The following is a 13216-nucleotide window of genomic DNA, read 5'->3' as shown; positions in this document are numbered from 1 at the left end:
CGGTGCGCCAGTCCAAGCACACGGTCCGACCCCACCGCGGACCCGACCCGGCGGGCAGGAGACCCGACCCCACCGCGGACCCGACCCGGCGGGCAGGAGACCCGACCCCACCGCGGATCCGACCCGGCGGGCAGGAGACCCGACCCCACCGCGGACCCGACCACGCGTACCGTGGGTGGGATCTTCGACCCAGCCGTTGCATAAGTATGTATAGTGATGCATATGACGATCAGAGTCGCGGTCGCGGGTGCGTCCGGGTACGCGGGCGGAGAGACGCTCCGCCTGCTCGCCGGGCACCCGGAGGTGGAGATCGGCGCCGTCACGGCGCACAGCAACGCGGGGACGCTCCTCGGTGAGCACCAGCCGCACCTGCGATCCCTCGCCGACCGCGTGCTGCTGCCGACGAGCGTCGAGCACCTCGTGGGGCACGACGTCGTCGTCCTCGCGCTGCCTCACGGCGCGTCGGGCGAGATCGCGGCGCAGCTCCCGGACGACGTGCTCGTGCTGGACCTGGGCGCGGACCACCGGCTGGAGTCCGCGGCGGACTGGGCGGCGTTCTACGGCTCCGAGCACGCGGGCACGTGGCCGTACGGGCTGCCGGAGCTGCTCCTCACGCACGAGCCCGGCGCCGCCGCGAGCGAGACGAAGCAGCGCGAACGGCTCGCCGGTGCGCGCCGCATCGCGGTGCCGGGCTGCAACGTCACGGCGGTCACGCTGGGCATCCAGCCGGGTGTCGCGTCCGGGCTCGTCGAGGCGCGCGACCTCGTCGCGGTGCTCGCCAACGGGTACTCGGGCGCGGGCAAGTCGCTCAAGCCGCACCTGCTCGCGTCCGAGGCGCTCGGGTCGGCCCAGCCGTACGCCGTCGGCGGGTCGCACCGGCACATCCCGGAGATCGCGCAGAACCTGCGGGCCGCGGGGGCCCCGGCCGTGAGCATCTCGTTCACGCCGACGCTCGTGCCCATGTCGCGCGGCATCCTCGCCACGGTGACGGCACGCCTGTCCGACGACGCCGCGCGCCTGGACCCCGCGGAGCTCGACGCGCGCGTCCGCCAGGCGTGGGAGGACGCCTACGTCGGCGAGCCGTTCGTCCGGGTGCTGCCCGTGGGGCAGTGGCCGACGACGGCCATGACGCTCGGCGCCAACACGGCGCTCGTCCAGGTCGCGGTGGACCACGCGGCGGGTCGCGTCGTCACCGTCACGGCGATCGACAACCTCGTCAAGGGCACCGCGGGCGCCGCGGTGCAGTCCATGAACATCGCGCTCGGCCTGCCGCAGACGGCGGGCCTCACGACCGAGGGGGTCGCCCCGTGACCGTCACCACCCCGCAGGGCTTCCGGGCCGCCGGCGTCGCCGCCGGGCTCAAGTCCACGGGCGCCCGCGACGTCGCGCTCGTCGTCAACGACGGGCCGCTCGACGTCGCCGCGGCCGTCCTCACGACGAACCGCGTGTTCGCCGCACCGGTCGCGTGGACGCGGCAGGCCGTGAGCGACGGGCGCGCGACGGCCGTCGTGCTCAACTCGGGCGGCGCCAACGCGTGCACCGGGCCGGACGGCTTCGCCGACACGCACCGCACGGCGGAGCACGTCGCCGACGTGCTCGCGACGTCCGCGGGCGACGTGCTCGTGTGCTCGACGGGCCTCATCGGCGTGCGCCTGCCGCTGGAGAAGCTGCTCGCCGGGGTCGACGCGGCCGCGGCGGCGCTCGCGGACCCGGCGGCCACCGTCGACGGGGGCGGCGACGCCGCGCTCGCGATCATGACGACGGACACCGTGCCCAAGACGGTCTCCGTGGTCCGCGAGGTCGCCGACGCCACCGCGCCGGACGGTGCGGCGACGTGGACGGTCGGGGGAATGGCCAAGGGCGCGGGCATGCTCGCGCCCGGCCTCGCGACGATGCTGTGCGTGCTCACGACGGACGCCGTCGTCGACGCCGCGACGGCCGACGCCGCGCTGCGCGCCGCGACCCGCACGACGTTCGACCGCGTCGACTCGGACGGCTGCATGTCGACGAACGACACCGTGATCCTCCTGGCCTCCGGTGCGTCCGGGGTCGAGGTGACGCTCGACGAGCTCACGGACGCCGTGACCGAGGCCAGCGCGTCGCTCGCGCGCCAGCTCGTGGCCGACGCCGAGGGCGCGAGCCACGACGTCGCCGTCACCGTGGTGAACGCGTCGAGCGAGGACGCCGCGGTCGCGGTCGCGCGCGCGGTGACGCGCTCCAACCTGTTCAAGGCCGCGATCTTCGGCAACGACCCGAACTGGGGGCGCATCGTCTCGGCCGTCGGGACGGTCCCCGAGGACGTCGCGCCGTTCGACGCGCTCCTGCTCGACGTGACGGTCAACGGCGTCCAGGTGTGCCGGGCCGGGGGAGTGGGCGAGCCGCGCGAGCTCGTCGACCTCGCGGCCGAGCGCGAGGTGCGCGTCGAGATCGACCTGCACGCCGGCTCCGCGACCGCGACCGTCTGGACCAACGACCTCACGCACGACTACGTCCACGAGAACAGCGCGTACTCCTCATGAGCGACCCGACCACGCCCACGCCCCACCCGGACGACGCCGCGTTCGACACGCGCACCGACCTGCGCCCCGAGCAGAAGGCCGAGGTGCTCGTCGAGGCCCTGCCGTGGCTGGAGGAGTTCGCCGGCGCGCTCGTCGTCGTCAAGTACGGCGGCAACGCCATGGTCGACGACACGCTCAAGGCCGCGTTCGCCGAGGACATGGTCTTCCTGCGCCGCGTCGGGCTGCGCCCCGTCGTCGTGCACGGAGGCGGCCCGCAGATCTCGGCGATGCTCGACCGGCTCGGCATCGAGTCCGAGTTCCGCGGCGGCCTGCGCGTCACGACGCCCGAGGCGATGGACGTCGTGCGCATGGTCCTCACCGGCCAGGTCTCGCGCGAGCTCGTCGGCCTCATCAACGCCCACGGGCCGTACGCGGTCGGGCTCTCGGGCGAGGACGGCGGCCTGCTCCAGGCCCAGCGCCGGCACGCGACCGTCGACGGCGAGCCGGTCGACGTCGGGCTCGTCGGCGACGTCGTCGAGGTGCACCCCGCCGCGGTCCAGGACCTGCTCGACGCCGGGCGCATCCCCGTCGTCTCGACCATCGCCCCCGACCTCGAGGACCCGACCCAGGTGCTCAACGTCAACGCGGACACCGCCGCCGCGGCGCTCGCGGTCGCGCTCGGCGCGAAGAAGCTCGTCGTCCTGACCGACGTCGAGGGTCTGTACACGTCGTGGCCCGACCGCGGGTCGCTCGTCGCGCAGATCACGCGCTCCGAGCTCGCGGCGCTCCTGCCGTCCCTCTCCGCGGGCATGGTCCCCAAGATGGAGGCGTGCCTGCGCGCGGTCGAGGGCGGCGTCCCCGCGGCGACCGTGATCGACGGGCGCGTGCCCCACTCCACGCTGCTCGAGGTCTTCACCACCCAGGGCAACGGGACCATGGTCGTCCCGGACCCCGCGGGCGCATCGGCGCCCGTGCCCGCCACGACCACCGGAGGAGCCGCGTGAACGCCCTCGACCACCCGGCGGACGCGCCCGCGCCCGCGACGACGAGCGCCGTGACTGCCCAAGCCGACGGCTCCGTCGCCCAGTGGACCGACCGGTACGCCCACGCCGTCATGGACACGTTCGGCCCGCCGCAGCGCGTGCTCGTGCGCGGCGAGGGCGCGTACGTGTGGGACGCCGACGGCAAGCGCTACCTCGACCTGCTCGCGGGCATCGCGGTCAACGCGCTCGGCCACGCCCACCCGACGCTCACGGCGGCGGTCTCCGCCCAGCTCGGCACGCTCGGGCACGTCTCGAACTTCTTCGGCACCCCGACGCAGATCGCGCTCGCCGAGCGCCTCCTGGCGCTCGCGGAGGCGCCCGAGGGGTCGCGCGTGTTCTTCACGAACTCGGGCACCGAGGCGAACGAGGCGGCGTTCAAGATGACGCGCCGGAACAATGGCACGGGGCGTCGGACGCGGGTCCTCGCGCTCCAGGGCGGCTTCCACGGCCGGTCGATGGGCGCGCTCGCGCTGACGTCGAAGGCCGCGTACCGCGAGCCGTTCGAGCCGCTCCCGGGCGGGGTGGAGTTCGTCGCGTTCGACGACGTCGTCGCGCTCGAAGAGGCCTTCTCGCCCGCCGCGGTCGCCGCGCGCGGCGAGGTCGCGGCGCTCGTCGTCGAGCCGGTGCAGGGGGAGGCGGGCGTGCGGTCGCTCTCGCCCGGCTACCTCGTCGCGGCGCGCGAGCTCACGGCGCGCCACGGCGCGCTGCTCGTGCTCGACGAGGTGCAGACGGGCGTCGGGCGCACGGGCTCGTGGTTCGCCTACCAGCAGCCCGAGGTCGGCGGCGGGATCGTGCCCGACGTCGTCACGCTCGCCAAGGGCCTCGGCGGCGGCTTCCCCGTGGGTGCCGTGGTCGCGTACGGCGAGCGGGCGGCGACACTGCTCGGTCGCGGTCAGCACGGCACGACGTTCGGGGGCAACCCGGTCGCCGCCGCGGCGGCGCTCGCGACGCTCGGGGTGATCGAGCGCGACGGGCTCCTCGAGAACGTGCGGACCGTCGGGGCGCTCCTGCGCGACGGCATCGCCGGGGCCGGGAACCCGCTCGTCGCGGGCGTGCGGGGGCGCGGGCTGCTCCTCGCCGTCCAGCTCACCCGGCCCGTCGCGGCGGACGTCGCGCGCGCGGCGCTCGACGCCGGGTTCGTCGTGAACGCCGTCGCGCCCGACGCGATCCGCCTCGCGCCGCCCCTGATCCTCACGCCCGAGCAGGTGCGGGACGTCGTCGGGTTCTTCGCGACCGTCACCGTCCCGGCCGACCCGACCGCCGCGTCCGGCGCGACCCCCACACCTACCGGCCCCACGACGAGGAGCTCCTGATGGCCCCCCGGCACTTCCTGCGCGACGACGACCTCACGCCCGCCGAGCAGCGTCAGGTCCTCGAGATCGGCCTCGCGTTCCGCGACGACCGCACGTTCCGCCAGCCCCTGGCCGGACCGCAGGGCGTGGCCGTGCTGTTCGACAAGCCGACGCTGCGCACGCAGCTCTCGTTCGCGACGGGCATCGCCGAGCTCGGGGGCTTCCCGGTCGTCGTGGACGGCCGGCTCGCCCAGGTCGGCGTGCGCGAGTCCGTCGCGGACGTCACGCGCGTGCTCGACCGGCAGGCGTCGGCGATCGTGTGGCGCACGTTCGGCCAGGACCGGATCGAGGAGATGGCGGCGATCAGCCGGGTCCCGGTCGTCAACGCGCTCACCGACGACTTCCACCCGTGCCAGATCCTCGCGGACCTCCTCACGATCGCCCAGCTCCGCGGCGGCACCGGAGCGCTCGCGGGCCAGACGCTCGCGTACGTCGGTGACGGGGCGAACAACATGGCGCACTCCTACCTGCTCGGTGGCGCGACCGCCGGCCTGCACGTGCGGATCGGGACGCCCGACGGGTACCCGCCCCACCCCGTGTTCGTCGCCGACGCCGAGCGGATCGCGGCCGAGACCGGCGGCTCGGTGCTCGTCACGTCCGACCCGGTCGAGGCCGTCGCGGGGGCGGACGTCGTCGCGACCGACACGTGGGTGTCGATGGGGGACGAGGCCGAGGCCGAGCAGCGCGCGCTGCCCTTCGTGCCCTACCAGGTGAACGACGACCTCCTCGCGCACGCGAAGGACGACGCGATCGTCCTGCACTGCCTGCCCGCCTACCGCGGCAAGGAGATCACCGCCGAGGTGATCGACGGCCCCCGCTCGGCGGTGTGGGACGAGGCGGAGAACCGGCTGCACGCCCAGAAGGCGCTGCTCACGTTCCTCCTGGAGCGGTCGTGACCGAGGCCCGCACGGCGACGACGAAGACGGCGCGCCACGCGCGCATCGCCGAGATCGTGCGCCGCACCGAGATCCACTCCCAGGCGGAGCTGGCGCGCGAGCTCGAGCGCGAGGGGCTGTCGGTGACGCAGGCGACGCTCTCGCGCGACCTCATCGAGCTGCGCGCCGAGAAGGTGCGCGGGGCGTCGGGCGCGCTCGTCTACGCGGTGCCGGGGGAGGGCGGCGACCGCAGCGTGCAGACCGCGGAGTCGCCCGAGTACCTCGCGGCCCGGCTCGCGCGCCTGTGCTCCGAGATGCTCGTCTCCGCGGAGGCGTCGGCGAACCTCGTGGTCCTGCGCACGCCTCCCGGCGCGGCGAACTACCTCGCGTCCGCGATCGACCACTCCGTGCTCCCGCACGTGCTCGGCTGCATCGCGGGCGACGACACGATCCTCGTCATCGCGCGCGACCCCGACGGCGGCGCCGAGCTCGCGCGCCGCTTCCTCGAGCTGTCCGGGCCCCACGGCGGGCCCGTCCCCGGCACGCCGGACTGACCGCCGTCGGACCATCCCTCGCGCGGCGGACCGCCCTGCGAGACTGGACCCCGGACCCCACCCGCACGTCACAGAAAGAGACCGTCATGACTGAACGCGTCGTGCTCGCCTACTCGGGCGGCCTGGACACGTCGGTGGCCATCGGCTGGATCGCCGAGGCCACGGGCGCCGAGGTCGTCGCCGTCGCGGTCGACGTCGGCCAGGGCGGGGAGGACCTCGAGGTCATCCGGCAGCGCGCCCTGGACTGCGGCGCCGTCGAGGCGTACGTCGCCGACGCGCGCGACGAGTTCGCCGCCGAGTACTGCATGCCCGCGCTGCGCGCGAACGGCCTGTACCTCGACCGCTACCCGCTCGTCTCCGCGATCTCGCGGCCGGTCATCGTCAAGCACCTCGTGCGGGCGGCGCGCCAGTTCGGTGCGACGACCGTCGCCCACGGCTGCACGGGCAAGGGCAACGACCAGGTGCGCTTCGAGGTCGCGACGACGTCGCTCGCGCCCGAGCTCAAGACGATCGCGCCCGTGCGCGACCTCGCGCTCACGCGCGAGAAGGCCATCGAGTACGCCGAGAAGCACTCCCTGCCGATCGCGACGACCAAGCACAACCCGTTCTCGATCGACCAGAACGTGTGGGGCCGCGCGGTCGAGACCGGCTTCCTCGAGGACATCTGGAACGCCCCGACCAAGGACGTCTACAACTACACCGACGACCCGACGTTCCCGCCCGTCGCGGACGAGGTCGTCGTCACGTTCGAGCAGGGCGTCCCGATCGCGCTCGACGGCGTCGCGGTGACGCCGCTGCAGGCGATCCAGGAGATGAACCGCCGCGCGGGCGCCCAGGGCGTCGGGCGGATCGACATCGTCGAGGACCGCCTCGTCGGCATCAAGTCGCGCGAGGTCTACGAGGCTCCGGGCGCGATCGCGCTCATCACCGCGCACCAGGAGCTCGAGAACGTCACCCTGGAGCGCGAGCAGGCCCGCTTCAAGCGCGGCGTCGAGCAGCGCTGGACCGAGCTCGTCTACGACGGCATGTGGTTCAGCCCGCTCAAGCGCTCGCTCGACGTGTTCATCGACGACACGCAGCGGTACGTCTCCGGCGACGTGCGCCTCGTGCTGCACGGCGGACGGGCGACCGTGACCGGCCGCCGCTCGGAGGCGAGCCTGTACGACTTCAACCTGGCGACCTACGACGAGGGCGACTCGTTCGACCAGTCGCAGGCCAAGGGGTTCATCGAGATCTACGGTCTCACCGCGAAGCTCGCCGCCGCGCGCGACGAGAAGTTCGGCAACGGTGTGGACCTCGGGGCAGGAGCACTGTGAGCACGCACGACGACCAGGGCGTCACGGACGCCACCCAGCCCGACGGGACCGCCGCGCCCGGGGACGTGGACCAGGACGCGCCGGCGGGCGGGCGCGTGAGCCTCTGGGGCGGGCGCTTCGCCGGCGGTCCCGCCGACGCGCTCGCCGCGCTGAGCAAGTCGACGCACTTCGACTGGCGCCTCGCGGGCCAGGACGTCGCGGGCTCGAAGGCCCACGCGAAGGTCCTGCACGCCGCGGGCCTGCTCGACGACGACGAGCTCGACGGGATGCTCGCGGCGCTCGAGCGCCTGCGCGAGGACGTCGCGTCGGGCGCGTTCGTCGCGGCCGACGACGACGAGGACGTGCACACCGCGCTCGAGCGCGGGCTCATCGAGCGCGCCGGGCCGGAGCTCGGCGGCAAGCTGCGCGCGGGCCGGTCGCGCAACGACCAGATCGCGACGCTCACGCGCATGTACCTGCGCGACGAGGCACGCACGATCGCGCGCCTCGTGCTCGACGTCGTCGACGCGCTGATCGAGCAGGCCGCCGCGCACCCGGGCGCGGCGATGCCCGGCCGCACGCACCTCCAGCACGCCCAGCCGGTGCTCCTCGCGCACCACCTGCTCGCCCACGCGTGGCCGCTGCTGCGCGACGTCGACCGCTTCATCGACTGGGACGTGCGCGCCGCGCGCTCGCCGTACGGGTCGGGGGCGCTCGCGGGCTCGTCGCTGGGCCTCGACCCGGCGGCCGTCGCCGCCGAGCTCGGGTTCGACGGCCCGGTCGAGAACTCGATCGACGGCACCGCGTCGCGCGACGTCGTCGCGGAGTTCGCGTTCGTCGCCGCGATGCTGGGCGTCGACCTCTCGCGCCTCGCGGAGGAGGTCATCCTCTGGGCGACCAAGGAGTTCGGCTTCGTGCGCCTGCACGACTCCTACTCCACGGGGTCGAGCATCATGCCGCAGAAGAAGAACCCCGACGTCGCCGAGCTCGCGCGCGGCAAGGCGGGCCGCCTCATCGGCGACCTGACGGGCCTGCTCGCGACGCTCAAGGGCCTGCCGCTCGCGTACAACCGCGACCTCCAGGAGGACAAGGAGCCGGTGTTCGACCAGGTCGACACGCTCGAGGTGCTCCTGCCCGCGTTCTCGGGCATGGTCGCGACGCTCGAGTTCGACACCGACCGCATGGCGTCGCTCGCGCCGCAGGGGTTCTCGCTCGCGACGGACGTCGCCGAGTGGCTCGTGCGCGAGGGCGTGCCGTTCCGCGTCGCGCACGAGGTCGCGGGCGCGTGCGTGCGCGCGTGCGAGGAGCGCGGCATCGAGCTGTGGGACCTCTCGGACGACGACCTCGCGTCGATCTCCGAGCACCTCACGCCGGGCGTGCGCGACGTGCTGAGCGTCGAGGGCTCGCTCGCGTCGCGCGACGCCGTGGGCGGCACCGCCCCGGTGCGGGTCGCCGAGCAGCTCGAGGCCGCGAAGGAGCGCTCGGCCGAGTACCGCTTCTGGGCCCAGGACTGACGGCGCCCGTGCCGAGGGTGCGCGCGTGAGCGTCGACCAGGACGTCCTCGCGGACCTCGTGCGTCGCGTGCGCGACGCCGACCCGCGACTCGGCCCGTCGCACGGCCCGGGCAACGGGCCGGCCGGAGAACGCGCGTCGGGCACCCGGCTCGTGGTGATTGACGGGCCCGCCGGCTCGGGCAAGACCACGCTCGCCGCCCAGCTGGGCGAGGCACTGCCCGCACAGGTGCTCCACATGGACGACCTGTACGAGGGCTGGCGCGGGCTCGAGCCCGCGTGGAGCCGCCTGGACGAGTGGGTCCTCGCGCCTCTCGCCGCGGGTCGTCCGGGTCGGTACCGCCGGTTCGACTGGACGCTCGACCGCTTCGCCGAGTGGCACGACGTCGCCCCGGCGCCGTACCTGGTCGTCGAGGGGTGCGGGGCGGGTCGCCGCGAGGCGGACGGCGTGGCCGCGCTGCGCCTGTGGGTCGAGGCCCCGGACGACGTGCGCCTGCGCCGGGGGCTCGACCGGGACGGCGAGGACCAGCGCGCGCACTGGCTCGCGTGGATGCTCGACGAGCGTGAGCACTACGCCCGCAACGCCTCGCGCGAGCGCGCGGACGTCGTGCTCGACGGGTGGGGGAACGTCGTGCGCGCGGCGGACCGATGAGCGCCGGCCGCGACGGCGCGTCCGACGCGCAGGTCGAGGCCGCCCGGTCCGCCTGGGACCGCGCCGTCCGGGCGACCGACGGCCTCGCGGCCGGGGTGACGACGTTCGCCGTCGTGGGCACGGCGACGGCCGTCGTCCTCGCCGCGACCGCCCGCTCGGCGACGCTCTCGACCTGGTTCCTGCTCCCGAGCCGGAGCAGCACCAGGTCGGGAACGTGGTGGGTGTGGGACGTCCCGACCGCCGACGTGTGGTGGATCACCGTGGCCGTCCTGCTGCCGCCCGCGGTCGCGGCGCTCGTCGGTGCGCGGCGGACGCGCCGTCGGCGTGCCGAGATCGAGACGGGGCTGGCCCGCGAGGGCGGACGTCCGCCCGTGGCGGGCTCGCCGGCGTCTCGACCACGACGCGGCGCGCGGAGCGCACCCAGCGCGGCGCAGCGCCGTGCTCGGGAGGCCGCGGCGGCCCGTCGGCGGGTCGTCCGGCAAGGGCGCTGGGTGGAGCGCCGGCGTGCCTACCCGGCACCGCTCGCGCTCGTGAGCGCCGTCGTGGCCGCGACCGCGGGGACGTGGTGGGTCCTCGCCCTCGTCGTCGCCGGGTCCGGCGACGCCGTCCCCGGCCGTCTGCGGAGCCTCGCGGCCGGCTGCTGGGTTCCCGCCACGTGGGTGAGCCTCGCCCTGGTCGCCGTGCTGGCCTGGTACGTGGGTCCGCGTCCGCCGCGGCGGAGCCCGCGCGAGCGCGACGGGGCGTAGATTGCCCACGACGGAAGGTGGTGCGAAGTGACGGACGCCGTGGCGCAGACGACGGGGACCGGGGAGTCCCGCGCCGTCGGACCGTGGGACGTCCCTGCCCGGGGGTGGTACGCGCGCGACGTCCACGAGGTCGCGCGCGACCTGCTCGGGTCGTTCCTCACCCGCCGCAGCGACGCGGGCGACGTCACCCTGCGGATCACCGAGGTCGAGGCGTACGACGGCGAGCGCGACCCGGGGTCGCACGCCTTCCGTGGCCGCACCGAGCGCAATCGCGCGATGTTCGGCGAGCCCGGCCGGCTGTACGTGTACCGGCACCTCGGGCTGCACCACTGCGTCAACGTCGTGTGCGGGCCGGTCGGCAGGGCGTCCGCCGTCCTGCTGCGCGCGGGCGAGGTGACCGACGGCGTCGACCTCGCCCGGTCGCGGCGGCTCGTCGCCGGGAGGTGCGACTCCGACCGCCAGATCGCGCGGGGTCCCGCGCGCCTCGCCGTCGCGCTCGACCTCGACCTGCGCCAGTACGGCGCGGAGCTCACGGACCCCGACGGGGAGCTCGTGCTGCACCGCGCGTCCGGGGGGCCGCTGCGTCCCGCGATCGCGACCGGTCCGAGGGTCGGGGTCGCGGGCGACGGGGGAGACGGCGACCTCTACCCGTGGCGCTCCTGGCTCGCGGGCGACCCCACGGTCTCGGCCTACCGCCGCGTGAGCGCCCGCGCGCGGTGAGCGCCCGCCCGGTGGGCGGTGGACGTCGGACGCCGCGCGGCACGGCAGACTAGGACACGCTGCCGCACGGCAGCACCGGACGTGCCCGGTCCACGGGTACTCGACGAAGGAGCAGAAGTGAGCGACGTTCTCGACGAGCTGCAATGGCGGGGCCTGGTGGCGCAGTCCACCGACGAGGCCGCGCTGCGCGCCGCGCTGGCCGAGGGCCCGATCACGTACTACTGCGGCTTCGACCCGACGGCACCGAGCCTCCACCACGGCCACCTCGTGCAGCTCGTCGTGCTGCGTCACCTCCAGCTCGCGGGCCACCGCGCCGTGGCGCTCGTGGGCGGGGCGACGGGCATGATCGGCGACCCGCGCCAGTCGGGGGAGCGGGTGCTCAACACCAAGGAGACCGTCGCGGAGTGGACCGAGCGGCTGAAGTCGCAGGTGTCACGCTTCCTCGACTTCGAGGGGGACAACCCCGCCCTCCTCGTGAACAACCTCGACTGGATCTCCGAGCTGTCGGCGATCGACTTCCTGCGCGACGTGGGCAAGCACTACCGCCTCGGCACGATGCTCGCGAAGGACACCGTCGCGCGCCGCCTGCGCTCGGAGGAGGGGATCAGCTTCACCGAGTTCAGCTACCAGATCCTGCAGGGGATCGACTTCCTCGAGCTGTACCGCCGGCACGGCGTGTCCCTCCAGACGGGGGGCAACGACCAGTGGGGCAACCTGCTCTCGGGCGTCGAGCTCATCCGCAAGACCGAGGGGGCGGCCGTGCACGTCCTCACGACGCCGCTCATCACCAAGGCCGACGGGACCAAGTTCGGCAAGACGGAGGGCGGGGCGGTCTGGCTCGCGCCCGACATGATGAGCCCGTACGCCTTCTACCAGTACTGGCTCAACGCCGCGGACGAGGACGTGGTGGGCTGGCTGAAGATCTTCACGTTCCGCACGCGCGAGGAGATCGCCGAGCTCGAGACCGCGGTGCGCGAGCGGCCCGGGGCGCGCGAGGCACAGCGCGCGCTCGCGTCGGACGTGACGACGCTCGTGCACGGGGCGGAGGCGACGGCGTCGGTGATCGCCGCGAGCCAGGCCCTCTTCGGCCGGGGCGAGCTCGCCGGCCTGGACGCGGGAACCCTGGGCGCGGCCGTCGCCGAGCTGCCGCGCACGGCGGCGCAGGTGGGCGACGCGGTCGTCGACCTCTTCGCAGCGTCGGGCCTCGTCGCCTCCAAGGCGGCCGCGCGTCGAGCGGTGGCCGAGGGCGGGGCGTACGTCAACAACGTCAAGGTGACGAGCGAGGACGCCGTCCTCGCGGCGGAGGACCTGCTGCACGGGCAGTTCGCCCTCCTGCGCCGGGGGAAGAAGACGCTCGGTGTCGCCGTCGCGGACGGCGCCGCCGGCTGAGCAGCCGAGTCGGCATGAGGACGGAGGGGCCGGACCGCGTCGAGCGGGACCGGCCCCTTCGTCGTCCCGTCGTGGCGGGAGGACCGCGCGACCCGGCCGTCCCGCGCCGCGACGGGGCGACCGCGAACCGAGCGTGGGACGGCGCTGCCGCGGGGGAGAAGGGAGCGCACCACACGGATTTGGCACCCGGTCGGAGCGCGTGTAGTGTTCTCGACGTTCGCCCGGCAGGGAGGAACGGACACCGGTTCTCGATCGCACGAGACGGTGGCTGGTCCCCCGGGCGGTCCCCCTCGAGAAGGACACGGAGCCTCGCGCGCCGTGACATGATCGGGGATGCCGGTTCCCCCGGCTCCCTCCGCTCGGATCACCGAGTTGGAGAGGGCGCTGAGGGTCTGGTATATTAGAGAAGTTGCCCCAAGCGAGGTTCTGCCCGGTCGGGTGGTGCTGAGTTGGTGTGTGTCGGTTGTTTGAGAACTCAACAGTGTGCTTGTTAGTCAATGCCAATTTTTGTCCCTGTGGCATGGCTGATCGTCTTCGCCCGTCGGGTGGGGTGGTTGGTTGTGTCTGGGATTCCTTTGGTT

At 74.3% G+C, this 13216-nt stretch carries 12 protein-coding genes; all 12 read left to right on the top strand.

Annotated features, from left to right (window positions below; all coding sequences use genetic code 11):
* The first annotated feature begins 216 nt into the window (after positions 1 to 216).
* The 12 genes from argC to tyrS all read left to right on the top strand — a co-directional run bounded on the left by argC (position 217) and on the right by tyrS (position 12635).
* Entirely contained in the window at positions 217 to 1311 is a 1095-nt protein-coding gene (argC, locus tag ACTJIY_RS07930) for an N-acetyl-gamma-glutamyl-phosphate reductase (RefSeq protein ID WP_440674226.1), read from the top strand.
* The gene (gene argJ, locus ACTJIY_RS07925) at positions 1308 to 2519 is read left to right on the top strand and encodes a bifunctional glutamate N-acetyltransferase/amino-acid acetyltransferase ArgJ (RefSeq protein ID WP_440674227.1); all 1212 of its coding nucleotides are present in this window, start codon (positions 1308 to 1310) and stop codon (positions 2517 to 2519) included. The genes argC and argJ overlap by 4 nt, the downstream gene beginning before the upstream one ends.
* The gene (gene argB / locus ACTJIY_RS07920; RefSeq protein ID WP_440674228.1) at positions 2516 to 3502 is read left to right on the top strand and encodes an acetylglutamate kinase; all 987 of its coding nucleotides are present in this window, start codon (positions 2516 to 2518) and stop codon (positions 3500 to 3502) included. The genes argJ and argB overlap by 4 nt, the downstream gene beginning before the upstream one ends.
* Complete coding sequence (locus ACTJIY_RS07915) at positions 3499 to 4854, top strand: acetylornithine transaminase (protein WP_440674229.1); 1356 nt, start codon at positions 3499 to 3501, stop codon at positions 4852 to 4854. The genes argB and ACTJIY_RS07915 overlap by 4 nt, the downstream gene beginning before the upstream one ends.
* Positions 4854 to 5789: an ornithine carbamoyltransferase gene (gene argF, locus ACTJIY_RS07910; RefSeq protein WP_440674230.1), complete on the top strand. Its 936-nt coding sequence runs from the start codon at positions 4854 to 4856 to the stop codon at positions 5787 to 5789. Before ACTJIY_RS07915 ends, argF begins: the two co-directional genes overlap by 1 nt.
* Positions 5786 to 6322: an arginine repressor gene (locus ACTJIY_RS07905; RefSeq protein WP_253051413.1), complete on the top strand. Its 537-nt coding sequence runs from the start codon at positions 5786 to 5788 to the stop codon at positions 6320 to 6322. The genes argF and ACTJIY_RS07905 overlap by 4 nt, the downstream gene beginning before the upstream one ends.
* An 86-nt stretch (positions 6323 to 6408) precedes the next feature.
* Complete coding sequence (locus tag ACTJIY_RS07900; protein ID WP_253051414.1) at positions 6409 to 7638, top strand: argininosuccinate synthase; 1230 nt, start codon at positions 6409 to 6411, stop codon at positions 7636 to 7638.
* A gap of 65 nt (positions 7639 to 7703) precedes the next feature.
* Positions 7704 to 9131 (top strand): argininosuccinate lyase, encoded by a 1428-nt coding sequence (gene argH, locus ACTJIY_RS07895; protein ID WP_253051478.1) that lies wholly within the window; start codon positions 7704 to 7706, stop codon positions 9129 to 9131.
* Positions 9132 to 9156: 25 nt separating this feature from the next.
* The gene (locus tag ACTJIY_RS07890; RefSeq protein WP_353709435.1) at positions 9157 to 9780 is read left to right on the top strand and encodes a uridine kinase family protein; all 624 of its coding nucleotides are present in this window, start codon (positions 9157 to 9159) and stop codon (positions 9778 to 9780) included.
* Entirely contained in the window at positions 9777 to 10526 is a 750-nt protein-coding gene (locus tag ACTJIY_RS07885; protein ID WP_440674231.1) for a hypothetical protein, read from the top strand. Before ACTJIY_RS07890 ends, ACTJIY_RS07885 begins: the two co-directional genes overlap by 4 nt.
* Positions 10527 to 10565: 39 nt before the next feature.
* On the top strand, positions 10566 to 11246 hold the full coding sequence (locus ACTJIY_RS07880) for a DNA-3-methyladenine glycosylase (protein WP_440674236.1): 681 nt from the start codon (positions 10566 to 10568) through the stop codon (positions 11244 to 11246).
* A gap of 117 nt (positions 11247 to 11363) precedes the next feature.
* A complete protein-coding gene (gene tyrS, locus ACTJIY_RS07875) occupies positions 11364 to 12635 on the top strand; it encodes a tyrosine--tRNA ligase (protein WP_253051417.1) in 1272 nt (423 codons plus the stop codon).
* Positions 12636 to 13216 lie beyond the last annotated feature (581 nt).

The organism is Cellulosimicrobium sp. 22598 (assembly GCF_052044445.1).
Lineage (GTDB): Bacteria > Actinomycetota > Actinomycetes > Actinomycetales > Cellulomonadaceae > Cellulosimicrobium > Cellulosimicrobium cellulans_G.
This window is presented reverse-complemented; position numbering and strand designations above follow the sequence as displayed.

Bases quoted from the DNA above. Each gene is read 5' to 3' on its own strand.
- argC (WP_440674226.1), top strand. From the start codon at position 217: ATGCATATGACGATCAGAGTCGCGGTCGCGGGTGCGTCCGGGTACGCG.
- argB (WP_440674228.1), top strand. From the start codon at position 2,516: ATGAGCGACCCGACCACGCCCACGCCCCACCCGGACGACGCCGCGTTC.
- argF (WP_440674230.1), top strand. From the start codon at position 4,854: ATGGCCCCCCGGCACTTCCTGCGCGACGACGACCTCACGCCCGCCGAG.
- ACTJIY_RS07900 (WP_253051414.1), top strand. From the start codon at position 6,409: ATGACTGAACGCGTCGTGCTCGCCTACTCGGGCGGCCTGGACACGTCG.
- ACTJIY_RS07885 (WP_440674231.1), top strand. From the start codon at position 9,777: ATGAGCGCCGGCCGCGACGGCGCGTCCGACGCGCAGGTCGAGGCCGCC.